Consider the following 24,766-nt stretch of genomic DNA (forward strand, 5'->3'; position numbering starts at 1 on the left):
TGAGCGAGTGCCATCACTTTTGGCACAGGTCACGGATTTGACAGGATATATAACCGACAGGTGATTGCGACACTGATCAACGCATTTTCAGACGTTTCACTCAAGATCAGCCATGACTCCAGTTCGCGCATGCCCCGCGAAATCGGCCAGGATCTCGCCGAAAATCCCCACCCGATGGCGGATCTAGCGTGACACCACCTGATCAGAGGCTTATCGAGAGGCAAGCCTTTTTTTGTGCACGATCGTCGCTGATGAAACGTATCAGCTAGCAACAAAAAACCCATAAATCAAAAAAATTGGAATTTTTCCTTGATTCCGAAAATGCGCTGGCTTACAGTTGCTTCACTGTATGGATATACAGTAATCAGCAAATATTCATTTAAACCTGTTCATGGATGAGAAACGTCTTATGAAAAGCAACACTGAAAAACTTGGCCAACTTCCCAACCAACCCAGCCTGTGGACCCGCGCCGACGCGCTGAAAGTTCACACGGACGATCCGACCACGACCCAGCCCCTGGTCCATTGGAATTTCCCGGTATTGAGCAACGAGGTGTTCATCTGGGACACCATGCCGCTGCGCGATATGGACGGTAACGTGGCTTCCGTCAATGGCTGGTCGGTCATTTTCACCTTGACCGCGGATCGTCATCCGAACGACCCGGAATACATCGATAAAAACGGTATGTACGACATCAGCCGCGACTGGAACGACCGCCACGGTCGGGCAAAGATGTACTACTGGTTTTCCCGTACCGGTAAAGACTGGCAGTTGGGTGGTCGTGTGATGGCCGAAGGGGTTTCGCCCACCACCCGTGAGTGGGCCGGCTCTCCGATTCTGTTGAACGACCGGGGTGAAGTGGATTTGTATTACACCGCTGTCACGCCAGGCGCCACGATCGTCAAGGTGCGTGGCCGGGTGGTGACGACTGAACATGGCGTCAGCATGGTGGGCTTCGAAAAGGTCAAGCCGCTGTTTGAAGCGGACGGCAAGATGTACCAGACCGAAGCGCAGAATCCGTTCTGGGGTTTCCGTGATCCATGGCCGTTCCGCGACCCGAAAGACGGCAAGCTGTACATGCTGTTCGAGGGCAACGTGGCCGGTGAGCGCGGTTCGCACGTAGTCGGCAAAGCGGAAATCGGCGACGTACCGCCGGGCTATGAAGACGTCGGTAACTCGCGCTTCCAAACGGCCTGTGTCGGTATCGCCGTAGCGCGTGACGAAGATGGCGACGACTGGGAGCTGCTGCCACCACTGCTGACGGCCGTAGGTGTCAATGACCAGACCGAACGCCCGCACTTCCTGTTTCAGGACGGTAAATACTATATGTTCACCATCAGCCATAAGTTTACTTATGCCGACGGTGTGACCGGTCCGGACGGCGTGTACGGTTTCGTGGCAGATTCGCTCTTCGGCCCTTACGTGCCGTTGAACGGTTCCGGTCTGGTGCTGGGCAACCCGTCTTCCCAGCCCTTTCAGACTTACTCGCACTATGTGATGCCCAACGGCCTGGTGACCTCGTTCATCGACAGCGTACCGACCGATGAACTCACCACTGGAATGAAGTTCCGCATCGGCGGGACTGAAGCGCCGACCGTGGGCATCAAGGTGAAAGGGCAGCAAACCTTCGTGGTGGCCGAGTATGACTACGGCTACATCCCACCGATGATCGATGTCACGCTGAAATAGTACTGAAGCCACACAGGGCCTGCAGGCATCGGGTTTGAATTCGATAACAAACTCGTTGTGGATATGATCGAGATATCCCCGCCTGCCAGGCCATCGATTAAAAAGATATACACTGGGTCGCATCCATAAAAACAACCGGCCGGGAAAACCGGCCTCGGTGCGCCGCCCATGATGACCCTGCGTCAGATCCGTCACTTCATCGCCGTGGCCGAGACCGGCTCGATATCTGCTGCCGCCCAGGCGGTGTTCATTTCCCAGTCGACCCTGACCCTGGCGATCCAGCAGCTGGAGCAGGAGATCGGCGTCAGCCTGTTCAACCGCCACGCCAAGGGCATGACCCTGACCCACCAGGGCCACCAGTTCCTGCGCCAGGCCCACCTGATCCTCGCCACCGTCGACAACGCCAAGCGCAGCCTGCAACAGAGCACCGACCAGGTGGCCGGGCAACTGACCATCGGCGTGACCAGCCTGGTGGCCGGCTACTACCTCGCCGACCTGCTGACCCGCTTCCAGCGCGCCTACCCCAACGTCGAGATCCGCGTGATGGAAGACGAGCGGCCCTACATCGAACACCTGCTGGTCAGCGGCGAGATTGATGTCGGGGTGCTGATCCTCTCCAACCTGGAGGACCGCCATGCCCTGCAGACCGAGGTCCTGACCCATTCGCCGCACCGCCTGTGGCTGCCGGCGCAGCACCCGTTGCTGGAACACGACAGCATCAACCTCGCCGACGTCGCCCGAGAGCCGCTGATCCAGCTCAATGTCGATGAAATGGACCGCCATGCCCAACGCATGTGGCGCGGCGCCGGCCTGCAACCACGGATCACCTTGCGCACCGCGTCCACCGAAGCCGTGCGTAGCTTGGTGGCCGCCGGGCTCGGGGTGTCGATACAGCCGGACATGACCTATCGGCCCTGGTCGCTGGAAGGCGACATCATCGAAGCCCGCCCGCTGGCCGACCTGAGCCAGACCCTCGACGTGGGCCTGGCCTGGCGCCGAGGCACCGCCCGGCCGCCCCTGGTGGACCCGTTCCTGACCGTGGCCCGCGAACAACCCCATGGCGGGCGCAAGCCATCGATTTAATCGAACGCTGCTTTCAGTATTTAGTATTTGTCGACCTCCCGTCCGCCCACTAGTCTCTGGCCATCCATCCAGAGACAGGCCGGACTCCTGCTACAGGGGAAGCTCCATGGCCACACAAGAAAAGAGAACTCGCAAAATGGCTGGCGCGCACCCGACCCCACTGTTCACCGCCTTGCTGATCGACGGACAGCTCGTTGCCGGCCAGGGTGTGGCCGAACCGATCCTCAACCCGGCCACGGGCGAGGTGCTCACCCACATCGCCGAAGCCAGCGGCGAACAGGTCGAAAGCGCGATCCTCGCCGCCCACCGGGCCTTTGCCGGCTGGTCGCGGACCACTCCGCAGCAACGCGCCAATGTCCTCCTGGCGATCGCCGAGGCGGTGGAGAAAAACGCCGACCTGCTGGCCCGCCTGGAATCCCTGAACTGCGGCAAGCCCCTGCACCTGGCCCGCCAGGACGACCTGAGCGCCACCGTCGACGTATTCCGCTTCTTCGCCGGTGCCGTGCGCTGCCAGACCGGCCAACTGTCCGGCGAATACCTGCCGGGCTACACCAGCATGGTCCGCCGCGACCCGATCGGCGTGGTGGCCTCCATCGCCCCCTGGAACTACCCGATCATGATGGCGGCGTGGAAGATCGCCCCGGCCCTGGCCGCCGGCAACACCCTGGTGTTCAAACCCTCCGAACACACGCCGCTGTCGATCCTCGCCCTGGCGCCGCTGCTCGCCGAACTGCTGCCACCTGGGGTGATCAACATCGTCTGCGGCGGTGGCGAAGGGGTCGGCAGCCATCTGGTCAGCCATCCGAAAGTGCGCATGGTGTCGCTGACCGGCGATATCGTCACCGGCCAGAAAATCCTCCAGGCCGCCGCCAAGAGCGTGAAGCGCACCCACCTGGAACTGGGCGGCAAGGCCCCGGTGATCGTCTGCAACGACGCCGACCTGCAGGCCGTGGTCGAGGGCGTGCGCAGCTACGGCTACTACAACGCCGGGCAGGATTGCACCGCCGCCTGCCGGATCTACGCCCAGGCCGGCATTCACGACAAGCTGGTGGCCGAACTTGGGGCGGCGGTCGGCAGCCTGAGGTTTGCCGGCAAGCGCGACGCCGACAACGAGATCGGCCCGCTGATCAGCACCCGCCAGCGCGACCGCGTCGCCAGTTTCGTCGAGCGCGCCCTGGGCCAACCGCACATCGAACGGATCACCGGTGCCGCCGTGCATTCCGGGGCCGGCTTCTATTACCAACCAACCTTGCTCGCCGGCTGCCGGCAGAGCGACGAAATCGTCCAGCGCGAAGTGTTCGGCCCGGTGGTCACCGTGACCCGCTTCGACGAACTGAGCCAGGCGGTGGACTGGGCCAACGACTCGGAATACGGCCTGGCCTCATCGGTCTGGACCCAGAACCTGGACAAGGCCATGCAGGTGGCCTCGCGCCTGCAATACGGCTGCACCTGGATCAACAGCCATTTCATGCTGGTCAGCGAAATGCCCCACGGTGGCCTGAAGCGCTCCGGCTACGGCAAGGACCTGTCCAGCGATTCGCTTCAGGACTACAGCGTGGTGCGACACATCATGGCGCGCCACGGCCAGCATCTGTAAGACGCTTGACTCTAATAACCAGCCCGCAACGGCACGCTGCATCACGTTCAACTGCCCCGACCATAATTTAAAGAAGAGGGAACCCCCATGTTCGTGCACAAGACCGCACTGCTCAGTGCAATGACCACCGCGCTGCTGGCCAGCGTCTCGATCCAGGCCGCCGAACCGCTGAAAGCCGTCGGAGCGGGCGAAGGCCAACTGGATATCGTCGCCTGGCCCGGCTACATCGAGCGTGGCGAAAGCGACAAGGCCTACGACTGGGTGACGGGCTTCGAGAAGGAAACCGGCTGCAAGGTCAGCGTGAAGACCGCGGCCACCTCCGATGAAATGGTCAGTTTGATGGCCAAGGGCGGTTATGACCTGGTCACCGCCTCCGGCGACGCCTCCCTGCGACTGATCGTTGGCAAGCGTGTGCAACCGATCAACCCGGCGTTGATCCCGAACTGGAAGAACCTCGACCCGCGTCTCAAGGATGCCCCCTGGTACGTGGTCAACAAGCAGACCTACGGCACGCCTTATCAGTGGGGCCCGAACGTGCTGATGTACAACACCAACGTGTTCAAGCAGGCACCGACCAGTTGGGGCGTGCTGTTCGACCCGCAGAACCTCCCGGATGGCAAGGCGAACAAGGGCCGTGTGCAGGCCTATGACGGCCCGATCTATATTGCCGACGCGGCGCTGTACCTCAAGTCGGCCAAACCGGAACTGGGCATCCAGAACCCCTACGAACTGACCGAACCCCAGTACAAGGCCGTGCTCGACCTGCTGCGCGCGCAGCAGCCGTTGATCCACCGCTACTGGCATGACGCGACTGTCCAGATGAGCGACTTCAAGAACGAAGGTGTCGCCGCGTCCAGCTCCTGGGGCTACATGGTCAACGGCCTGCAGGCGGACAAGCAGCCGGTGGCCTCGACCATTCCCAAGGAAGGCGTCACCGGCTGGGCCGACACCACCATGCTGCACGCCGATGCCAAGCACCCCAACTGCGCCTACAAGTGGATGGACTGGTCGTTGCAGCCCAAGGTCCAGGGCGACGTCGCGGCCTGGTTCGGTTCGTTGCCGGCGGTGCCGGCGGCGTGCAAGGAAAGCGAGCTGCTGGGGGCCGAAGGCTGCAAGACCAACGGCTTCGACCACTTCGACAAGATCGCCTTCTGGACCACCCCGCAGGCTGCGGGCGGCAAGTTCGTGCCGTACAGCCGCTGGACCCAGGACTACATCGCGATCATGGGCGGCAGGTAATCCCCCCGGCAATAACGAAACTTGTGGCGAGCGGGCAAGCCCGCTCGCCACACATGCCTTCTCGGAGCACCGCCTCATGACGCTTGCAGTCCAGTTCACCCACGTTTCCCGTCAGTTCGGCGAAGTGAAAGCCGTCGACCGGGTCTCCATCGATATCCAGGACGGCGAGTTCTTTTCCATGCTCGGCCCTTCCGGCTCGGGCAAGACCACCTGCCTGCGCCTGATCGCCGGTTTCGAACAACCCAGCGCCGGCTCGATCCGCATCCATGGCGAAGAAGCCGCCGGCCTGCCGCCCTATCAGCGCGACGTGAACACCGTGTTCCAGGATTACGCGCTGTTCCCCCACATGAACGTGCGCGACAACGTCGCCTACGGTTTGAAAGTCAAAGGCGTCGGCAAGCACGAACGCCTGAACCGCGCCGAAGAAGCCCTGGGCATGGTCGCCCTGGCCGGCTACGGCGAGCGCAAGCCGGTGCAGCTCTCCGGCGGCCAACGCCAGCGCGTGGCCCTGGCCCGCGCCCTGGTCAATCGCCCCCGGGTGCTGTTGCTCGACGAACCCCTCGGGGCGCTGGACCTCAAGTTGCGCGAACAGATGCAAGGCGAGCTGAAAAAGCTGCAACGGCAACTGGGCATCACCTTCATCTTCGTCACCCACGACCAGACCGAAGCCCTGTCCATGTCCGACCGCGTGGCGGTGTTCAACAAAGGCCGCATCGAACAGGTCGACAGCCCGCGCAACCTCTACATGAAGCCGGCCACCGCGTTTGTCGCCGAGTTCGTCGGCACGTCCAACGTGATTCGCGGCGAGTTGGCGAAACAGCTCTGCGGCAGCGACCTGCCGCTGTCGATCCGCCCGGAACACGTGCGCTTCGCCGACGGACCGGTGCAAAGCCACGAGGTCGAGATCAGCGGCCTGCTCCACGATATCCAGTACCAGGGCAGCGCCACTCGCTACGAACTGAAACTGGACAACGGCCAGACCCTGAACATCAGCCAGCCCAACACGCAATGGCTGGACACCAGCACCGGACACCAGGCCGGCCAGCGCATCACCGCGCGCTGGGCGCGGCAAGCCATGACCGTGCTGGCGAGCGAGGTGTGAGATGAACACCCTGGCCCTCCCCCAAGAAGCCGCGACCGACGCGCCGATGCGGCGCTTCTCCAACCTCTTGTACCGCCGCCCCAACTTCTACCTGGCGCTACTGCTGGTGCCGCCGCTGATCTGGTTCGGCGCGATCTACCTGGGCTCGTTGCTGACCTTGCTCTGGCAGGGCTTCTACACCTTCGACGACTTCACCATGGCGGTCACCCCGGACCTGACCCTGGCGAACTTCGCCGCCCTGTTCGCGCCGTCGAACTTCGACATCATCCTGCGCACCCTGGGCATGGCGGTGATGGTGTCCATCGCCGCCGGCATCGTCGCCTTCCCCATTGCCTACTACATGGCGCGCTACACCACGGGCAAGACCAAGGCGTTCTTCTACATCGCGGTGATGATGCCGATGTGGGCCAGCTACATCGTCAAGGCCTACGCCTGGACCCTGCTGCTGGCCAAAGGCGGCGTCGCCCAGTGGTTCGTCCAGCACCTGGGGCTGGAGCCGTTGTTGCAGTTCGTGCTCGAGGTTCCCGGCATCGGCGGCAGCACCCTGTCGACCTCGCACCTGGGACGCTTCATGGTGTTCGTCTATATCTGGTTGCCGTTCATGATCCTGCCAATCCAGGCCTCGCTGGAACGCCTGCCGCCGTCGCTGCTGCAGGCCTCCGCCGACCTTGGCGCCACGCCGCGCCAGACCTTCCTGCAAGTGATCCTGCCGCTGTCGATTCCCGGCATCGCGGCGGGTTCGATCTTCACCTTCTCGCTGACCCTGGGCGACTTCATCGTGCCGCAACTGGTCGGCCCGCCCGGCTACTTCGTCGGCAGCATGGTCTACGCCCAGCAGGGCGCCATCGGCAACATGCCGATGGCGGCGGCCTTCACCCTGGTGCCGATCGTGCTGATCGCCGTGTACCTGTCCATCGTCAAACGCCTGGGGGCCTTCGATGCGCTCTAACTCAGAACAGCACGGGGAAAAAGCCTCGCTGGGCCTGCGCCTGGCGGCCTGGGGCGGGTTGGTGTTTCTGCACTTCCCGATCCTGATCATCTTCCTCTATGCCTTCAACACCGAAGACGCCGCCTTCAGCTTCCCGCCCCAGGGCTTCACCCTGAAGTGGTTCAGCGTGGCCTTCGCCCGGCCGGACGTGCTGGAAGCCATCAAGCTGTCCTTGCAGGTTGCCGCCGTTGCCACGCTGATCGCCCTGCTGCTCGGCACCCTGGCCTCGGCCGCCCTGTATCGCCGGGACTTCTTCGGCAAACAGGGGATCTCGCTGATGCTGATCCTCCCCATTGCCCTGCCGGGGATCATCACCGGGATCGCCCTGCTCGCGACCTTCAAGACGTTGGGGATCGAGCCGGGGATGTTCACCATCGTCGTCGGCCACGCGACCTTCTGCGTGGTGATCGTCTACAACAACGTCATCGCCCGTTTGCGGCGCACGTCCCACAGCCTGATCGAAGCCTCGATGGACCTGGGTGCCGACGGTTGGCAGACCTTCCGCTACATCGTCCTGCCGAACCTCGGCTCGGCGTTGCTGGCCGGCGGCATGCTGGCGTTCGCCCTGTCGTTCGACGAAATCATCGTCACCACCTTTACCGCCGGGCATGAACGTACCCTGCCGATCTGGCTGCTCAACCAGCTCAGCCGGCCACGGGACGTGCCCGTGACCAACGTGGTGGCCATGCTGGTGATGATGGTCACGATGCTGCCGATTCTCGGCGCCTACTACCTGACCCGCGGCGGTGAAAGCGTGGCCGGCAGTGGCGGGAAATAACCTGACGCCCCATAAGGACATAACCATGCAAACCAAACTGCTGATCAACGGCCAACTGGTCAACGGCGAAGGCCCGGCCCAATCCGTGTTCAATCCGGCCCTGGGCCGGGTGCTGGTGGATATCCACGAAGCCAGCGAAGCCCAGGTCGACGCCGCCGTGCGCGCCGCCGATGCCGCCTTCGAGTCATGGTCGCAGACCGCGCCGAAAGACCGTTCGCTGCTGCTGCTCAAACTGGCCGACGCCATCGAGGCCCATGGTCCGGAGCTGGCGAAACTGGAGTCGGACAACTGCGGCAAACCCCTGAGCGCCGCCCTGAACGACGAGATCCCGGCGATCGCCGATGTGTTCCGCTTCTTCGCCGGCGCCAGCCGCTGCATGAGCGGTTCGGCGGCTGGCGAATACCTGCCCGGGCACACCTCGATGATCCGCCGCGACCCGGTGGGCGTGATCGCCTCCATCGCGCCGTGGAACTACCCGCTGATGATGGTCGCCTGGAAAATCGCCCCGGCCCTGGCCGCCGGCAATACCGTGGTGCTCAAGCCATCGGAACAGACGCCGCTGACCGCGTTGCGCCTGGCCGAACTGGCGGCGGAGATCTTCCCGGCCGGGGTCCTCAACCTGGTCTTCGGTCGCGGTCCGAGCGTGGGCAATCCACTGGTGACCCATCCGAAAGTGCGCATGGTGTCGCTGACCGGCTCCATCGCCACCGGCTCGCACATCATTGCCAGCACCGCCGACAGCGTGAAGCGCATGCACATGGAACTGGGCGGCAAGGCGCCGGTGATCATCTTCGACGACGCCGACATCGACGCCGCCGTGGACGGCATCCGCACCTTCGGTTTCTACAATGCCGGCCAGGACTGCACCGCCGCCTGCCGGGTCTACGCCCAGGCCGGGATCTACGAGAAGTTCGTCGAGAAACTCGGCGCGGCGGTCAGCACCATCCAGTACGGCCTACAGGACGATCCTGAAACCGAACTGGGTCCGCTGATCACCGCCCAGCATCGTGATCGCGTGGCCAGCTTCGTCGAACGAGCGGTGGCACAACCGCATATCCGCCTGGTGACGGGCGGCAAGGCGGTGCCCGGCAATGGCTTCTTCTTCGAACCGACGGTCCTGGCCGATGCCCGGCAGGATGACGAAATCGTTCGTCGCGAGGTGTTCGGGCCGGTGGTGTCGGTAACGAAGTTCGACGACGAGGCCCAGGTGATGGGTTGGGCCAACGATTCGGACTACGGCCTGGCGTCGTCGGTGTGGACCGCCGACATCGGTCGTGCTCATCGCCTCTCGGCGCGCTTGCAGTACGGCTGCACCTGGGTCAACACCCACTTCATGCTGGTCAGCGAAATGCCCCACGGCGGTCAGAAACTGTCCGGGTATGGCAAGGACATGTCCATGTACGGATTGGAGGACTACACCACTGTGCGGCATGTGATGTTCAAGCACTAAGGGAAAAATACGTTGGGCGGTTGTCCTCCAACCGCCCGGCGTGGCAAAACGAATAAGCGCAGTATCCCCCTCAAAACCGCGAAACACTGCCCATCGCACTGAGCAAATAGCGCATCGCCAAGCGATCCTCTTGTGACAACGCCCGGTAATGCTCCACCAGCCTGCGCTCCTCGGCACTGAGTGCACGCGCCCGGCGCGGCCTGAGGGCCCAGAGGAACAGCATGAAACCGACAATGCTTCGCGCCTTTGCCATGATGACCTTCCCTCATTGGATGAACCTGCCCCGCCTGGGCGAATGGCTTCAAACTTACCCTAAGCGTAGGAACAGTCTGAATCCGGCTAAGAACATTTCGAAATTTCCAGCAGGAAATTCAAATCATCCCGAAAAGGGCCAGTGATGAGCATTTGAGGGCTTTTTTACTCATAACGCACCACCTCAAAGCCTTCCTCTACAGCCGGCGCTTCGAAATAACGGGAAATCACTTCGAACTCGGCCTCAGTGGTCTTGAACGGGTGGTCCCCTGCTTCGTTGCGGACCTTCAGGCGGGCCTTGCACAGGTCATCGCCCACATCGAGGAAATGCAGCCGATGGGCCACCCCTGCGTTCTCGAAGACCGACCGGGCCCAACGCCGGCTGGCCACGGTATTGGACGGAAAATCGAGGACCACCGAGATCCCCGCTTTCAATAGCGCCACGACATGCTCGGTCAAGGCCACCCGCAGGCGACCGGCACAACGCACGTAGTCCGCTATCTCGGTGATCTCGCCCGGATACAGGTGGGCGAGCCAGACGTCCTCGCTGATCAGCACCGTCGAGGGTGTCGTCGCCAGGCGTTGCGCCAGCGTCGATTTGCCTGAGCCGATCTTTCCACAGACCAGGTGCAGGGTCGGGACGCAATGGCCGGTACCACAGGTTTCAGGTTGCGACATTTCAATCTCCTTTTGATGTCCAGTACCCACGAAGCGGCCAGAAAAAACCCGCCTCGGTGGGCGGGTTTCGGGTGTTTTCAGAACACGCGTCAGCCCACCCTCGTATAGAGGGTGGGAATAATCGAGGCGTTCAAGTGTGGGCTCATGGGTTCGACCTTATTCGCTCAAATGTCTTACAGCAAGAATTAACCCTTCACTCACGCAAATCCGACTCGTGAATCGGCTGCTCGCGATGGGTCGCACGCTGATATTGCGCCGGCCAGATGGCCTTGCGCCCACCCAGGTCATCATCCGCGTGCAACGGCCAGTAAGGGTCGCGCAACAACTCGCGGGCCAGCAGGATCACATCCGCCTGACCGGTGCGCAGGATGTGCTCGGCCTGGGCCGGCTCGGTAATCAGGCCGACAGTACCGGTGGCGATGTCGGACTCCTTGCGCACGCGCTCGGCGAAACGGGTCTGATAACCGGGGCCAGTAGGAATTTCCGCATTGGCGGCGGTGCCACCCGAGGACACATCGATCAGGTCGACGCCCAAGGTTCTCAGACGCCGAGCCAATTCCACCGTCTCATCAGGGTTCCAGCCATCCTCCACCCAGTCGGTGGCCGAAACACGGACAAACAGCGGTAACTCTTCGGGCCAGACCGCACGCACCGCCTCGGTCACCTGCAACACCAGACGGATGCGATTTTCGAAGGAGCCACCGTATTGGTCGCGGCGCTGGTTGCTCAGTGGCGACAGGAACTGGTGCAACAGATAACCGTGGGCCGCATGCACTTCGACCACTTTGAAACCGGCCTCCAGCGCCCGTTTGGCCGAGGCGACAAAGGCGCCGATCACCTCGGCGATCTGACTTTCACTCAGTGGTGCGGGCGACGTGTGCTGCGGATCGAAGGCAATCGGCGACGGGCCGACCGGTGTCCAGCCGCCCTCCTCCGGCTTGACGCTGCCATGCTTGCCCAGCCAGGGCCGATGGGTGCTGGCCTTGCGTCCGGCATGGGCCAGCTGGATCCCCGCCACCGCGCCCTGGGCGGTGATGAAGCGGGTGATGCGGCGCAGCGGTTCGATCTGTTCGTCGTTCCACAGGCCCAGGTCCTGGGCGGTGATCCGCCCCTCGGCGGTGACCGCGGTGGCTTCGGTGAAAACCAGCCCTGCCCCGCCCACCGCCCGGCTGCCCAGGTGGACGAGGTGCCAGTCATTGGCCAGGCCGTCGACGCTGGAGTATTGGCACATGGGCGAGACCGCGATGCGGTTGAGCAGGGTCAATTGGCGAAGGGTATAGGGTTCAAGCAGCAGACTCATGGGGCACCTCTCAAATCAAGTGGGCTGGCTCCAGGGTTCTGTTAGAACGTCGGCAAGTGACAAGAGTGGTGGATAACCCGCCCCCCGGCGGGTGAAAAACAGGACGACGTCACAAGACCATTCAGACAGTGCTTACAGCCTAGTCGACAACGGCGCAGGTGGGAGGGTCTAGCGGATTTAAACCGGCACAATCGCCTGTGGGCGCCGGCGCACCGACGCCCACAGGTCTCAGCGCGGCTCGATATGGGCAATCATCAGTTGCACGCTTTCCTTGCCGCGAAACTCGTTGAGGTCGAGCTTGTAGGCCAATTCCACCCAGTCGACCCGCGCATTGCTCCACAGCTCCGGGTCGATGCCGAAGGCAATGCCATCGAGTTTCAACGACCCACACTCGCTTTTCAGCACCACCTTCAGGTGTCGTTCGCCAACGATGCGTTTTTCCACCAGTTGGAACACGCCATGGAACAGCGGCTCGGGGAAATGCTGGCCCCAGGGCCCGGCGTTGCGCAGCGCCCGGGCCAGTTCCAGGTTGAACTCCTCCAGGGCCAGCGAACCATCGGTCTGCAAGCGTCCGGTCAGGTCGTCTTCCGACAGCTGGCGACGCACTTCGGCATCGAAGGCTTCGGCGAACAGCGGGAGGTTTTCCTGCGCCAGGCTCAGGCCCGCCGCCATGGCATGACCGCCGTACTTGCCCATCAGGTCCGGGTGCTGCGCTGCCACCACGCTCAAGGCGTCGCGAATATGGAAACCCGCGACCGAACGACCGGAGCCCTTGAGCATGCCGTCACCGGCATCGGCAAAGGCGATGGTCGGACGGTGGTAACGGTCTTTCATGCGCGAAGCGAGGATGCCGATCACCCCCTGGTGCCAGTCCGGCTCGAACAGGCACAGGCCGAACGGCATCGACTCCAGCGGCAGGTCCTTGAGCTGGGCCAGCGCTTCGCGCTGCATGCCCTGTTCGATGGACTTGCGGTCCTTGTTCAGGTCATCGAGCTGGGTCGCCATTTCCAGGGCCAGGGCCGGGTCTTCGCAGAGCAGGCACTCGATCCCCAGGCTCATGTCGTCCAGACGCCCCGCCGCATTCAGCCGCGGGCCGAGGATAAAGCCCAGGTCGGTGGAGGTCAGGCGCGAATGATCACGCTTGGCCACCTCGAGGATCGCCTTGAGCCCCGGCCGCGCTCGCCCCGCGCGAATCCGTTCCAGGCCCTGGTGCACCAGGATGCGGTTGTTGGCATCCAGCGGCACCACGTCGGCGACGCTGCCCAGTGCCACCAGGTCGAGCAGTTCGCCGATGTTCGGCTGCGGCCTGCTGGCGTAATGGCCCAGGCTGCGCAGCCGCGCGCGCAAGGCCATCAACACGTAGAAAATCACCCCGACGCCGGCCAGGGCCTTGCTCGGAAACTCGCAGCCCGGCTGGTTCGGATTGACGATGGCATCGGCCGCCGGCAATTCGCTGCCGGGCAAGTGGTGGTCGGTGACCAGCACCTTGAGCCCCGCCGCCTTTGCCGCCAGCACCCCGTCGATACTGGAAATGCCGTTGTCCACGGTGATCAGCAACTGCGGCTCGCGCTGCAAGGCCACGGCGACGATTTCCGGGGTCAGGCCATAGCCGTATTCAAAGCGGTTCGGCACCAGGTAGTCGACATGCGCCGCGCCCAGCAGACGCAGGCCCAGCACCCCGACGGTGCTGGCGGTGGCACCGTCGGCATCGAAGTCGCCGACGATCAGGATCCGCTGGCGCTGCTCCAGCGCCGTCACCAGCAAGTCCACCGCCGCGTCGATGCCCTTGAGTTGCTGGAAGGGAATCAGCCGCGCCAGGCTCTTGTCCAGCTCGTCCTGGGAAACCACGCCGCGGGCGGCGTAGAGACGGGTCAACAACGGCGGCAGGTCACCGAGAAACGGCAGTGTGGCGGGCAGCGGGCGGGGTTCGATACGCATGGGAATAATTAACCGCGCTCGCCCATCAGCCATTCCAGCTGGACTTCATGCTGGCCACGATCGTCGGTGACGAAGAGCGTGCCTTCGCTGATCATCACGTCCCACTTGATCACCCGCGGCATGTCCTTGGCCAGGGTTTCCAGCACTTCTTGCGGCACCGCGGCGATGTTGACGTTCTTCAGGTTCTTCACCGCGTCGACCACCTTGGTCTGCCAGACCCGCAGGCTGCCGTAGGCCAGCAGGCTGGTGCGCTCGGTGCGACGGGAACACCAGGTCAGGCGGTCGGCGTCCGGTTGACCGACTTCGATCCAGTGCAGGACGCGATCGTCCAGACTCTTTTCCCACAGCGCCGGCTCATCCACTTCCGACAGGCCCCGACCAAAAGCCAGCAGTTCGTTGTACCAGAAGGCGTAGGCCAGCAAACGCACGGTCATGCGCTCCTCGGTCTCCGACGGGTGGCGGGCGATGGTCTGGTTGACGCTCTCGTAGACCCCGCGATCCAGGTCGGTGAGGTTCAGGTTGAATTTGTAGGTGGTGGACGGCTGGGCCATGAACAGGGCTTCTAAGGACAAGGAAAGGCGGCCAGTCTAACCGATACGCAGGACAAGCAACGACTGCTCGCGGTTATGCTGATGCGTCCAGCCATGATAAAAGGCTCTATTACCTCCGTCTTGTTCTACAGGATCTGCCATGCCGCTCACCGCCAAACCCCTTTCCGGCCTGAAGGTCATTGAGCTCGGTACCCTGATCGCCGGTCCTTTCGCCTCACGGATCTGTGCCGAATTCGGCGCGCAGGTGATCAAGGTGGAATCGCCGGACGGCGGCGACCCGCTGCGCAAATGGCGCAAGCTGTACGAAGGCACGTCGCTGTGGTGGTTTGTCCAGGCCCGCAACAAGCAATCGCTGACCCTGAACCTGAAACACCCCGAGGGCCTGGCCATCCTCAAGCAGTTGCTCGGCGAAGCGGACATCCTGATCGAGAATTTCCGCCCCGGCGTGCTGGAAAAACTCGGCCTGGGTTGGGAGACCCTGCACGCCCTGAACCCCAGGCTGGTGATGGTGCGCCTGTCGGGCTTCGGCCAGACCGGGCCGATGAAGGATCAACCCGGCTTCGGCGCGGTCGGCGAGTCCATGGGCGGCTTGCGTTACATCACCGGTTTCGAGGATCGCCCGCCGGTGCGCACCGGCATTTCCATCGGCGACTCGATTGCCGCGCTCTGGGGGGTGATCGGCGCGCTCATGGCCCTGCGTCATCGCGAAGTCAACGGCGGCAGCGGCCAGGTGGTGGACGTGGCCTTGTATGAGGCGATCTTCGCCATGATGGAAAGCATGGTGCCGGAGTTCGACGTGTTCGGCTTTATCCGCGAGCGGACCGGCAACATCATGCCGGGCATCACCCCCTCCTCGATCCACACCAGCGCCGACGGCAGGCATGTGCAGATCGGTGCCAATGGCGATGCGATATTCAAACGCTTCATGCAGGCCATCGGCCGCGACGACCTGGCGAACGACCCGGCACTGGCCAGCAATGATGGCCGCGACAGCCGGCGCGACGAACTCTATGGCGTGATCGATCGCTGGGTAAACAGCCTGCCACTGGACTCGGTGCTCGCCACCCTGAACCAGGCCGAGGTGCCCGCCAGCCGGATCTACAGCGCCGAGGACATGTTCAGCGACCCGCAGTTTCTCGCCCGGGAAATGTTCATCCAGGCCAAGCTGCCCGACGGCAAGGCCTTCAAGATGCCGGGAATTGTGCCGAAATTATCGGAGACGCCCGGTTCCAGCGAATGGGTCGGGCCTGAACTGGGCGAGCATAACCACGAGGTGCTGGGGAACCTTGGCTATGACGCCGCACAGATTGCCCGCTTGCGTGAAAGTGGCGCTATCTAGCGTGCGATGGTGGCAAGACCCTGGCCTGACTGCACGAAAGGTATGGACCTCATGAGTCCTCGTTTTTTCTGGCAACACCGTCGCTGTCGACGACCGACCCTCGCCTTGCTGGCCGCGCTGGCCTGTGCCCTGCCGAGCGCTGCCCAGGCCAAGGACACGCTGATCTGGCTGCTGCGGGACCTGCCGCCGCTGACCATTTTCGACGGTCCGCAAAAAGGCCAGGGGGTCGTCGATCAGCTACGGCCGCTGTTGGTGGCCGCCATGCCCGAGTACGAGCACACGGCCCTGCGGGTCAACCGGGCGCGGGCCATGCAGATGCTCGCCGAACCTTCGTTTACCTGCGATCCGATGCTGCTCTGGACAGCTGAGCGGACGAAAAAGATGGTCTTCTCCATTCCCAGCTTCGGCCAGGCCAGCAACGGGCTGGTGGTGCGCCAGGCGGACCGCCAACTGATCGAGCCGTTTGTGCGCAATGGCCAGGTCGACCTCGCCGCCCTGCTGGCCAGCGATCGCCTCAAACTGGGCATTGTCGCCGAACGCAGCTACGGCCCGCTGGTCGACGATCTGTTACGACAGACGCCCGCTGCGCGCCTGGCACCGCATTATGGCAACGATGCCCTGGGCAGCCTGTTGCAGATGCAGCGGCTGGGACGCCTGACCGCGCTGCTGGGCTACTGGCCAGAAACCCGCTACCTGGCCCGACAACAAGGCATCGCCCCCAGGACCTGGCGTTCTATCCGATCAAGGGCGTCGACAAGTACCAGTTCATCCGCGTCGGCTGCTCCGACACGGAACAAGGGCGCGCGGCCATCGCCCACATCAACCGGATCCTGCGCACCGTGCGCCAGCACCAGTTGCTCGACTTCTATGTGCAATGGCTCGATCCGCAGCAGCGGGATGCCTATCTGGAGGACGCCAGGCAGTTTTTCCTGGCCCCCGAGGATCAGTGATAAACGCCAGGCAAAAGAAACCCCGAGAAGTGGGGAGACAACTCGGGGTTAAACGAGGCCTACAAAGACCAGTACGACACGCTACAAGCACCGGAGCACAATGCTTGCTCCTGCCGATATAAGTCCGACAACGCTTTCGAAAAAAAGGTTCCCGAAAACCGCTACACCCCCGCCGAACGGAACATCTTGTCCTGCGCGGCGTGACGCAGGGCCGCGATGACACAGGGCTCCAGGCGCCCTTCGGCAATGCGCAGATCGCGGTGCAGCCCGTCGACCACATCGGTCAACAAGCGCTTGTCGTTCAGTTGCGCGTGGCTGACCTCACGGGCCAGCAGGGTCAAGCCCGCACTGTTCGTCACCGTCAGCAGGCATTCACCCTGATGCCCCGATGGCGTCAGAATGACGGGATAAGGACTCAATGCTTCATTCAGCAACAGACTGATACTTTCCATCTCGATCACCACTCATATAGTCAGAACCCGACAGGCCAAAGACAAAGGGGCTGTGCCAATGACCGCCAGTCAGAGAAGAAAGTTCGTCAAGCCAGCTAACCTGATACCGGTAGGCGCCGAGCATCAGGCGGCTGCGCCTAGCGTTCCATTGCGAGCATGAACCAGAAAGATGACAGAGAGAAAACAGCGAAATCCGTCGCCCCACCCGCCCTTGCGAATCGTCCTTGCGGACGATCATCCGATTTTTCTCATCGGCCTGCGCGCCGTCCTCGAACGGGACCCCGGGCTGAGCGTCGTCGGCGAGGCCAGCACCCCACAGGAACTGCTCGAGCTTCTGCAAAAGGGTGCCTGCGACGTACTGGTCACGGACTTCATGATGCCGGTCGAACAGCAGAACGACGGTCTGCGCATGCTGGAAAGCGTGACGCGGCAACACCCGCACCTGCCGATCGTGGTGGTCACCATGCTCAACAACGCCGGGCTGTTCCGGTCGATCCTCGATCTCGGCGTCATGGGGCTCCTGAGCAAGGCCAGCCTGGCCGCCGAGCTGCCGGCGGCCATCGCCCAGGTACAACGCCGACGGCCCTACGTGGCCAACTCCGTTCGGCAGACCCTGGCGCTGGCCGGCGAGGTCGGGGAACACCGCCTGGGCGACCAGGAACAGCTTTCACCCCGGGAGCTGGAGGTGACACGCCTGCTGGCGGCCGGGCGTACCGTCGGTGAAATCGCCACTCAATTGTGCCGGAGCAAGCAAACGGTGAGTGCCCAGAAGGTCAGCGCCATGCGCAAGCTCGGCCTGTCCAACGACGCGGCGTTGTTTCTCTACCTTCAGGAACATGGCCTGGCCTGAACCTGAGCGATTACTGCCCCATGGCATGCGTGGGCCCGTACCCCAAGGGCCCGCGCAAAGGTCGAGCCGGGCCGAACCCGGCCACGTCAAGCCAGGGCAACAGCTCGGTGCGATCCATGGGCGGTGCCACGAAGTCTCCCTGAATCAGCGAGTCCCCCAGGGCAATGACCGCCTGATAGTCGCTTTCACTTTCAACCCCGCCGAGCACCACCTGCACGTTCATGCCCTGCGCCATGCGCAAGGCGCCGGAGACGATGGCCGCCTTGCGCGAATCCGCCGCCATCCCGACCACGAAGGGTGAGGCGATCTTCAGTTCGGTGAACGGTAGCTCGAGCAGACGCTGGAGGCTGGTTGCGCCCAGGCCGAAATCGCCGATGGACAGCTGGCAACCGAGCATGCGCAATCTCAGCAAGCCTTCGGCCAGGGCAATGCCGTTGTTGAGTTCGGCGCTTTCCAGTACATCGAGGGTCAAGCACTCGGCCGGCAAACCGAAGCGCTCCAGCAAGGTTTTCAGTCGACCGGCGAAGTCCACCTGTTCCAGCAGGCTCCCCGGAATGCCCACCGTGACCGGCAAGGCTTCATCGGTGGCAAAACGCACCTCGGCCGACAGGCTCACGGCCTGCTCCAACACCCGCCAGGTCAACGCCTGCGCCAGCCCGGCGTATTCGAGCACCGGCATGAAACTGGCGGGCAGCAACACACCCTGTACCGGGTGCTGCCAGCGCGCCAGCGCCTCGACCCCGGCGACTCGACCGTCCTGCGTCAACCTGGGCTGGAAGTGCGCGACAGCGTATTTCTCGATGGCCGAAGCACCGGCACAGGCCTGGAGTTCGTGCAGCGAAAGCAGCTCACAGACCTGTGCCAAAGGCAGGCCAGGTCGTTGACGGGCGAAACGCTGCTGGTAGGTCGCCAGCAAGTCGGCCAGGGCCGCGGCCGACGCCGGCTTGCGCAGACAGCCCAGGACGTGCAGCCCCTGCTGGCGGGCCATATAAGCCGCGCCCTCGAGCACCTCCGGCTCGGCACTGCTGAGGATGATCAGGGCCTGCGCCTCCCGCCCTTCGGCCAGGGAACGAATCAGTTCAAGGCCATCGCCCTCCTCCAGGTGCAGATCGCAGATGGCCACGTCGATCGGCCCACGGTTGGCCAGGGATTGCCGGGCACCCTCGACATTTTCCGCCGTCAGCACATCAAAGACCCCGGTGGCATTGAGCATCTGGTGCAGGGCCATCAGCTGAAAGGCGTTGTCTTCAAGAATCAGGACTTTGAGTGCGCGCATCGAGGGTCTCCGCAAAATGAGGCGGCCGTGGTCCGCAATGACCCTCGACTTTAATCAACCCCACCCCCGACATCCCATAGGACAAGTCCTAAAGTGCCGGAACCTGCGCCTGCAGGTGCGGCTCGATATCGTCCAGCACACGCTCGATGGCCTGCTTGAGGGCCTGCCAGTATGCAGCCATCCGCTCGTCGGACTTGAGCCGCACACAGGCGTCCAGGTCGGCGCAGGCCCGCGCCAGGGCGACGGCATCGATCAGGCAGGCGATCCCCTTGAGCCGATGGACCGCCACCGCCAAGCCGTCCCAGTTGCCCGAGCCGACCGCGACCTCCAACGCCCCGCGCTCCTGTTCGAGGTTCTTGCGCAGCTCCAGCAGCATGCGCCGCATGACCTCGGCATTGGCACAGGTCATGGCGTTCAGGGCCTGAATATCAAAGGAACGTTCGGGCACGATGCTCACCAGCAGCTGTGTCAGATCGTCCAGGGAAACCGGCTTGACCAGCAGTTCGGTCATCCCCGCCTGCAGGCAACGCTGGCGTTCGTCACTCATGGCATTGGCCGTGCAACCGACCACCGGGCACGGCGGACGCTGCTCCCGGGCTTCGAACCGACGTATCGCCTCGGCCAGGGCATAGCCGCTCATGCCGGGCATGTTGCAATCGCTGATCACCAGGTCGAACGGTTCCTGCTGCAAGGCTTGCAGCGCCGCCTCGCCACTCTGGCAGGCAACGACCTGCTGGCCGAGAAAGCGCAACTGCTGGTCGAGCACCAGGCAGTTGGCGGACAGGTCGTCGACAATCAGCACCTTGAGGGAGGCCAGCCGAGGCCTCGCCGCCTCCACCGCGGGAGGCACGGCCGGAGCCGGTTCCACGTGCCTGAGCGTCAGTTCGATACGCACCCGCGTCCCGGCCCCCGGTTGGCTGAGCAAGACGATGGTGCCGCCCATCAACTCCACCAGTTGCTTGCAGATGCTCAAGCCCAGGCCGGTTCCGCCATATTCTTCATCGGCTTGACCCCGGGCCTGGACAAAGGGCGCGAAGAGCGTCTTCTGCTGCTCCAGCCCGATCCCCCTGCCGCTGTCTTCGATCAGGATGCACAAGGTTTCCAGGTCCGCCGTGGACGACACACCGCGCACACGGATGCGCACATAGCCCTCGGCGGTGAATTTCAGCGCATTGCCGATCAGGTTGTTCAACACCTGGCGCAAACGCAGCGGATCGAACCAGTGGTAGCCCGCAAGCCCCGGGTCAACCTCCAGGCTCAGTTCGACGCCCTTTTCCCGCGCGACGGCCTCGAACAGTTGCCGCACGCTTTCCAGCACCGCGACCAGGGAGCCGGCGCGCAAGGCCAGGTGCATGCCGCCGGCCTCGATCTTGGCCAGGTCCAGGCTATCGCCGATCAAGCCCGTCAGCTCCTGCGCCGACTGATACGCCACCTGCAGCGCCCGGGAGAAGCCCTGACCCTTGGCACGGGCCTGCTCGCGCTCGAGTTCGAGCAGGCCGATAATGGCCACCATGGGGGTGCGAATTTCATGGCTCATGGTGGCCAGGAACGCACTCTTGGCCTGGTTGGCCTGCTCCGCCTGCTGGCGCGCCTCCATCAGTTGAGCTTCGAGCTGCTTGCGTTCGGTAATGTCGATCCAGCCCCCCAACAGCCCCTGCAACTGCGCCTCCGCCGAATAGAACGGCACCATCCACTGGTAGATGTCGATCCTGCCGCTGGCGAAGTCGAGTTGCCGGTCCTGGAACAGCGGCTGCTGGGTCTCGAACAACCGGATGAACTCGGCATGCAGTTGCTCCGCGGTGGCCTGGGGCAGAATGTCCACTTCGGTGATCCGTCGGCCCTGGACTTGTTCCAGGGTGGTGGCAAAGCACTCCTCGTAACTGCGGTTGCAGGTCATCAAGCGGCCGTCCAGGTCACGGACGAAGATCGGATTGGGGATACCGTCCAGCAGGGCGCGCTGGAAAGCCAGTTGATCGCTGAGTTCCTGTTCGGCCCGGCGGCGTTGGCGAATCTGGATGTTCAGGCGACGGTTCCAGGCCAGGGAAACACCGCCCAGCAGGATCATCACCGCCGTCAAGCCGTAGACCCAGCGCGGTACGCGCTCCCAGACCGGGCGCATCGGCGCCAGGCCGATCGCGCCGTGCCATTTGATCCGCAACGCGCGCAGTTCGGCCACCGGGAATGCCTCCAGGGCCTTGTTCAGGATACTGAGCAGCTCAGGCTCGGTCTTGACCACCGAGAAACTGTCGGCCGACCAGAGCCCTTCGACGCTGCGCCCGACCTTCAAGCGCCCGGGCGGATACAGGTAGGCGCGGGTATCGCTCTGGATCGTCGCGGTCGCCTCGCCGCGCTCGACCATCGCCCTGGCCTCCTCGGGGTCTTGACCGTGCGCAGGTCGATGTCCGGATAATCCCTGCGGATCATCGGCTCCAAGGCGTGTTTCTCCGGCAGCACCAGCACCCGCCCGGACAGTTGCGAGAGCGAGCCGAGGGGCGAATCGTGCACCCGCACCACGAACACCCAGGCGCTGCCGCCAAAGGCATAGGTGAAATTCAGGAAGGTCTTGCGCTCGATGCTCTCAGCCAGTGTCGTGCTCATGAGCGCCTTGCCGTCGTGGAGCAGGTCGACGCTCTCGGCGGTGGAGCCGGTCTCGCGGAAATCGAACTGCAGGCCGGTCATGCGGGAGATGCGTGACAGCAGGTCCGGGTTGAGACCGACCCAGCGGTTGTGACCATCCTTGTAGATATGCGGCGGGTACGGCTGGGCCACCACGGTGACCCGCGGATTGCGCTCGATCCACGCCAGCTCGGCGGCGGTGAGGCTGATGCGCTGCTGGGCGATGTCCGAGCCGAAGCCGGTGGTCCAGCGGGCCAGGATCTCCCGCCGCGTGGCGTTGTCGGTGTTGTCCAGCACACGCTCCACCAGGGCACTGAGCACGTGATCGGACTGGCGCGTGGCAAAGGCGAAACCGATCGGCGGCAAGTCGCTCTTGTCCTTGATGTGCACGCCCATGTAGGGCCGCAGGCTCTTGTAGGCGCGGACAATCACCTCGTTGCCGATAAAGGCCTCGACCTCGCCCTGGGACAGCGCTTCCAGGGCACTGTAGAGGGTCGGGGCAAGGATGATCTCGCTCTGCGGGTAGGTGGCGTGCACCACCTGGGCATCGGCGTAGCCATCGAGCAGCACCACCTTCTTGCCCTTGAGATCGTGAAAACCCTGGCCGCCGGCGCGGCCGACGATCACCGAGCGGTCCGGCATGTAGTCGCTGGAGAAGCTCAGCCCGGGCACGCCGCGCTCATAGCCGTTGGCACTGGTGAGAATATCGATCTGCCCGCTGCGCAGGGCCTCGACGGCCTGGTCGCGCTCGCCGAACCCGAGCACCTGGACCTGCACCCCCAGGCGATCGCGGATCAGCCCCACGTAGTCGGCGCTGATGCCCTGGTAGCGGTTGCGGTCATTGGTGATATCCACGGGTTCATAGTCGGCGACCGAAATCCCCACCCGCAAGGTCCGCTCCGGCCCCAGCCATTGCTCCTCCTCCGGGCTCAGGGGCAGGCGTTCGACCTCGACGAACGAGGGCGGCAGGCTGAACGGCAGGCCCTGGGCCGCCATCGAGCTGGCGGGCATGCACAGCAGCACCCACCATAACAGCCTGGCCAGAACGGATTGTATGGAACGACCCCAAAACACCATGACGAACTACCTGCCCTCTTCGGTCCATTTCAAGAAATGGCAAAAAACAGGGCAAGTTTGACATGCGAAAACGATAAAGCCCGCCAAGGGGCGGGCTTTAATGTGTGACCTTTCTAGTCTGTCAGAGCGGCTTGCCGCGGTTGCCATGCTGGCTGACAAAGGCTTGCACGGCTTTCAAGTCGTTGGCCAATACAGTGCAGCGCTCATCTCGCTCAAACAAATCTGAAAGATGTGCAGGTAGTTCAAGGGATTTTCCTACGCCCGCCTTCTCCACTGCCTCAGGGAACTTGACCGGATGCGCGGTCCCCAGCACCACCATCGGGGTGTCCAGGCTGCGCCGGCACTCGCGGGCCGCCCGCACACCGATGGCGGTATGCGGATCGAGGACTTCACCGCTCTGGGCGAAGACTTCGGCGATGGTCTCGCAGGTCTGCGCATCGTCCACGGCCAGGGAGTCGAACAGCTTGCGCGCTTCGCTCCAGCGGTCCTGGTCGACACTGAAACCGCCACCTTGCTTGAAGGTGTCCATCAGGCCGGCGATGGCCGCGCCGTTGCGCCCGTGCAGGTCGAACAGCAGGCGTTCGAAGTTCGACGACACCATGATGTCCATGGACGGCGACAAGGTCGCGTGCAGGGTTTCCTTGACGTACTGGTTGCCGCTCATGAAGCGGTGCAGGATGTCGTTGCGGTTGGTGGCGACGATCAGTTGGCTGATCGGCAGGCCCATGTTGCGTGCCAGGTAGCCGGCGAAGATGTCGCCGAAGTTGCCGGTCGGCACCGAGAAGGCCACCGAACGGGCCGGACCGCCCAACTGCAGGGCCGCGTGGAAGTAGTAGACGATCTGGGCCATGATCCGCGCCCAGTTGATCGAGTTCACCGCCACCAGGCGCGTGCCCTTGAGGAAGCTCTGGTCGGCGAAGCTGTTCTTGACCATTTCCTGGCAGTCGTCGAAGTTGCCTTCGATGGCGATGTTGTGGATGTTGTCGCCGAACAGGGTGGTCATCTGCCGACGCTGCACCTCGGACACCCGGTTGTGCGGGTGGAGGATGAAGATGTCGACGTTCTCGCAGTGCTTGCAACCTTCGATGGCGGCCGAACCGGTGTCACCGGAGGTGGCGCCGATGATCACCACGCGCTCGCCACGTTTTGCCAGCACGTAGTCGAGCAGGCGACCGAGCAGTTGCAGGGCGAAGTCCTTGAACGCCAGGGTCGGGCCGTGGAACAGCTCCAGCACCCATTCGTTGCCGTTCAGCTGGCGCAACGGCGCCACGGCGTTATGGGCGAAGGCGCCGTAGGTTTCCTCAAGGATCTTTTTGAAGTCGGCGTCCGGAATGCTGCCGGTGACGAACGGGCGCATGACCCGGAACGCCAGCTCGTGATACGGCAGGCCGGCCCAGGAAGCGATTTCTTCCTGGGTGAAGCGCGGCAGGTTTTCCGGCACGTACAGGCCGCCGTCGCTGGCCAGGCCGGCCAGCAGCACGTCTTCGAAGTTCAGGGCCGGTGCCTGGCCGCGGGTACTGATGTAACGCATGAAGAATTCCTCCAGATCGGCAGCGCCGG

18 protein-coding genes and 2 pseudogenes are annotated in these 24,766 nt (G+C 63.4%); 11 read left to right on the forward strand and 9 right to left on the reverse strand.

What is annotated here, in order from left to right; all coding sequences use genetic code 11:
- The first annotated feature begins 409 nt into the window (after positions 1-409).
- From NUH87_RS11835 to NUH87_RS11870, 8 genes are all read left to right on the forward strand, one after another.
- A complete protein-coding gene (locus NUH87_RS11835; protein ID WP_338526074.1) occupies positions 410-1,690 on the forward strand; it encodes a glycoside hydrolase family 68 protein in 1,281 nt (426 codons plus the stop codon).
- Between the two features lie 168 nt (positions 1,691-1,858).
- A complete protein-coding gene (locus NUH87_RS11840) occupies positions 1,859-2,773 on the forward strand; it encodes a LysR family transcriptional regulator (RefSeq protein ID WP_040064557.1) in 915 nt (304 codons plus the stop codon).
- A 106-nt stretch (positions 2,774-2,879) separates the two neighbouring features.
- A complete protein-coding gene (locus tag NUH87_RS11845) occupies positions 2,880-4,370 on the forward strand; it encodes a gamma-aminobutyraldehyde dehydrogenase (RefSeq protein WP_338526076.1) in 1,491 nt (496 codons plus the stop codon).
- 87 nt (positions 4,371-4,457) lie between these two features.
- A complete protein-coding gene (ydcS, locus tag NUH87_RS11850; RefSeq protein WP_040064555.1) occupies positions 4,458-5,609 on the forward strand; it encodes a putative ABC transporter substrate-binding protein YdcS in 1,152 nt (383 codons plus the stop codon).
- 76 nt (positions 5,610-5,685) lie between these two features.
- Positions 5,686-6,711, forward strand: a complete 1,026-nt coding sequence (locus NUH87_RS11855; protein WP_338526078.1) for an ABC transporter ATP-binding protein — start codon at positions 5,686-5,688, stop codon at positions 6,709-6,711.
- Position 6,712: 1 nt separating this feature from the next.
- Complete coding sequence (locus NUH87_RS11860; protein WP_338526079.1) at positions 6,713-7,660, forward strand: ABC transporter permease; 948 nt, start codon at positions 6,713-6,715, stop codon at positions 7,658-7,660.
- The gene (locus NUH87_RS11865) at positions 7,650-8,477 is read left to right on the forward strand and encodes an ABC transporter permease (RefSeq protein WP_338526080.1); all 828 of its coding nucleotides are present in this window, start codon (positions 7,650-7,652) and stop codon (positions 8,475-8,477) included. Before NUH87_RS11860 ends, NUH87_RS11865 begins: the two co-directional genes overlap by 11 nt.
- A 25-nt stretch (positions 8,478-8,502) precedes the next feature.
- Complete coding sequence (locus NUH87_RS11870; protein ID WP_338526081.1) at positions 8,503-9,927, forward strand: gamma-aminobutyraldehyde dehydrogenase; 1,425 nt, start codon at positions 8,503-8,505, stop codon at positions 9,925-9,927.
- 70 nt (positions 9,928-9,997) lie between these two features.
- On the opposite strand, the gene NUH87_RS11875 is transcribed toward NUH87_RS11870, so the two are convergent.
- From NUH87_RS11875 to NUH87_RS11895, 5 genes are all read right to left on the reverse strand, one after another.
- Positions 9,998-10,180 carry a hypothetical protein gene (locus NUH87_RS11875; RefSeq protein WP_338527074.1) on the reverse strand — a complete coding sequence of 61 codons (183 nt, stop codon included), beginning with the start codon at positions 10,178-10,180 and terminating at the stop codon, positions 9,998-10,000.
- A gap of 164 nt (positions 10,181-10,344) precedes the next feature.
- Complete coding sequence (locus tag NUH87_RS11880; RefSeq protein ID WP_338526082.1) at positions 10,345-10,857, reverse strand: ATP-binding protein; 513 nt, start codon at positions 10,855-10,857, stop codon at positions 10,345-10,347.
- A gap of 193 nt (positions 10,858-11,050) precedes the next feature.
- Positions 11,051-12,157 (reverse strand): NADH:flavin oxidoreductase/NADH oxidase, encoded by a 1,107-nt coding sequence (locus tag NUH87_RS11885; protein WP_338526083.1) that lies wholly within the window; start codon positions 12,155-12,157, stop codon positions 11,051-11,053.
- A gap of 228 nt (positions 12,158-12,385) precedes the next feature.
- Positions 12,386-14,095: a single-stranded-DNA-specific exonuclease RecJ gene (gene recJ, locus NUH87_RS11890; protein WP_338526084.1), complete on the reverse strand. Its 1,710-nt coding sequence runs from the start codon at positions 14,093-14,095 to the stop codon at positions 12,386-12,388.
- 8 nt (positions 14,096-14,103) lie between these two features.
- Entirely contained in the window at positions 14,104-14,646 is a 543-nt protein-coding gene (locus NUH87_RS11895) for a YaeQ family protein (RefSeq protein ID WP_040064534.1), read from the reverse strand.
- Positions 14,647-14,785: 139 nt separating this feature from the next.
- Here NUH87_RS11895 and NUH87_RS11900 point away from each other — a divergent pair, with 139 nt between their 5' ends.
- Positions 14,786-15,985, forward strand: coding sequence for a CaiB/BaiF CoA-transferase family protein (locus NUH87_RS11900; RefSeq protein ID WP_338526085.1), 1,200 nt, complete (start codon positions 14,786-14,788; stop codon positions 15,983-15,985).
- 51 nt (positions 15,986-16,036) lie between these two features.
- Positions 16,037-16,935, forward strand: a pseudogene (locus NUH87_RS11905) (TIGR02285 family protein).
- A gap of 161 nt (positions 16,936-17,096) precedes the next feature.
- Here NUH87_RS11905 and NUH87_RS11910 read toward each other — a convergent pair.
- On the reverse strand, positions 17,097-17,387 hold the full coding sequence (locus tag NUH87_RS11910) for a DUF3509 domain-containing protein (protein WP_338526086.1): 291 nt from the start codon (positions 17,385-17,387) through the stop codon (positions 17,097-17,099).
- A 169-nt stretch (positions 17,388-17,556) separates the two neighbouring features.
- Here NUH87_RS11910 and NUH87_RS11915 point away from each other — a divergent pair, with 169 nt between their 5' ends.
- The gene (locus NUH87_RS11915) at positions 17,557-18,237 is read left to right on the forward strand and encodes a response regulator transcription factor (protein ID WP_338526088.1); all 681 of its coding nucleotides are present in this window, start codon (positions 17,557-17,559) and stop codon (positions 18,235-18,237) included.
- Positions 18,238-18,247: 10 nt separating this feature from the next.
- Here NUH87_RS11915 and NUH87_RS11920 read toward each other — a convergent pair whose 3' ends face one another.
- The 3 genes and pseudogenes from NUH87_RS11920 to thrC all read right to left on the reverse strand — a co-directional run bounded on the left by NUH87_RS11920 (position 18,248) and on the right by thrC (position 24,737).
- Positions 18,248-19,513 (reverse strand): EAL domain-containing response regulator, encoded by a 1,266-nt coding sequence (locus tag NUH87_RS11920; protein ID WP_338526090.1) that lies wholly within the window; start codon positions 19,511-19,513, stop codon positions 18,248-18,250.
- An 88-nt stretch (positions 19,514-19,601) separates the two neighbouring features.
- Positions 19,602-23,125, reverse strand: a pseudogene (locus tag NUH87_RS11925) (ATP-binding protein).
- Positions 23,126-23,327: 202 nt separating this feature from the next.
- A complete protein-coding gene (gene thrC / locus NUH87_RS11930) occupies positions 23,328-24,737 on the reverse strand; it encodes a threonine synthase (protein WP_338526092.1) in 1,410 nt (469 codons plus the stop codon).
- Between the last annotated feature and the right edge of the window lie 29 nt (positions 24,738-24,766).

This window comes from Pseudomonas batumici, assembly GCF_036585405.1.
In the GTDB taxonomy this organism is placed as follows: domain Bacteria; phylum Pseudomonadota; class Gammaproteobacteria; order Pseudomonadales; family Pseudomonadaceae; genus Aquipseudomonas; species Aquipseudomonas batumici.

What these genes read in the sequence shown, in the direction of transcription:
- NUH87_RS11900 (WP_338526085.1), top strand. Translation starts at nt 14,786, where the DNA reads ATGCCGCTCACCGCCAAACCCCTTTCCGGCCTGAAGGTCATTGAGCTC.
- NUH87_RS11910 (WP_338526086.1), bottom strand. Translation starts at nt 17,387, where the DNA reads ATGGAAAGTATCAGTCTGTTGCTGAATGAAGCATTGAGTCCTTATCCC.
- NUH87_RS11865 (WP_338526080.1), top strand. Translation starts at nt 7,650, where the DNA reads ATGCGCTCTAACTCAGAACAGCACGGGGAAAAAGCCTCGCTGGGCCTG.
- NUH87_RS11855 (WP_338526078.1), top strand. Translation starts at nt 5,686, where the DNA reads ATGACGCTTGCAGTCCAGTTCACCCACGTTTCCCGTCAGTTCGGCGAA.
- NUH87_RS11885 (WP_338526083.1), bottom strand. Translation starts at nt 12,157, where the DNA reads ATGAGTCTGCTGCTTGAACCCTATACCCTTCGCCAATTGACCCTGCTC.
- ydcS (WP_040064555.1), top strand. Translation starts at nt 4,458, where the DNA reads ATGTTCGTGCACAAGACCGCACTGCTCAGTGCAATGACCACCGCGCTG.
- recJ (WP_338526084.1), bottom strand. Translation starts at nt 14,095, where the DNA reads ATGCGTATCGAACCCCGCCCGCTGCCCGCCACACTGCCGTTTCTCGGT.
- NUH87_RS11870 (WP_338526081.1), top strand. Translation starts at nt 8,503, where the DNA reads ATGCAAACCAAACTGCTGATCAACGGCCAACTGGTCAACGGCGAAGGC.
- NUH87_RS11860 (WP_338526079.1), top strand. Translation starts at nt 6,713, where the DNA reads ATGAACACCCTGGCCCTCCCCCAAGAAGCCGCGACCGACGCGCCGATG.
- thrC (WP_338526092.1), bottom strand. Translation starts at nt 24,737, where the DNA reads ATGCGTTACATCAGTACCCGCGGCCAGGCACCGGCCCTGAACTTCGAA.
- NUH87_RS11845 (WP_338526076.1), top strand. Translation starts at nt 2,880, where the DNA reads ATGGCCACACAAGAAAAGAGAACTCGCAAAATGGCTGGCGCGCACCCG.
- NUH87_RS11920 (WP_338526090.1), bottom strand. Translation starts at nt 19,513, where the DNA reads ATGCGCGCACTCAAAGTCCTGATTCTTGAAGACAACGCCTTTCAGCTG.
- NUH87_RS11880 (WP_338526082.1), bottom strand. Translation starts at nt 10,857, where the DNA reads ATGTCGCAACCTGAAACCTGTGGTACCGGCCATTGCGTCCCGACCCTG.
- NUH87_RS11895 (WP_040064534.1), bottom strand. Translation starts at nt 14,646, where the DNA reads ATGGCCCAGCCGTCCACCACCTACAAATTCAACCTGAACCTCACCGAC.
- NUH87_RS11915 (WP_338526088.1), top strand. Translation starts at nt 17,557, where the DNA reads ATGACAGAGAGAAAACAGCGAAATCCGTCGCCCCACCCGCCCTTGCGA.
- NUH87_RS11875 (WP_338527074.1), bottom strand. Translation starts at nt 10,180, where the DNA reads ATGGCAAAGGCGCGAAGCATTGTCGGTTTCATGCTGTTCCTCTGGGCC.
- NUH87_RS11840 (WP_040064557.1), top strand. Translation starts at nt 1,859, where the DNA reads ATGATGACCCTGCGTCAGATCCGTCACTTCATCGCCGTGGCCGAGACC.
- NUH87_RS11835 (WP_338526074.1), top strand. Translation starts at nt 410, where the DNA reads ATGAAAAGCAACACTGAAAAACTTGGCCAACTTCCCAACCAACCCAGC.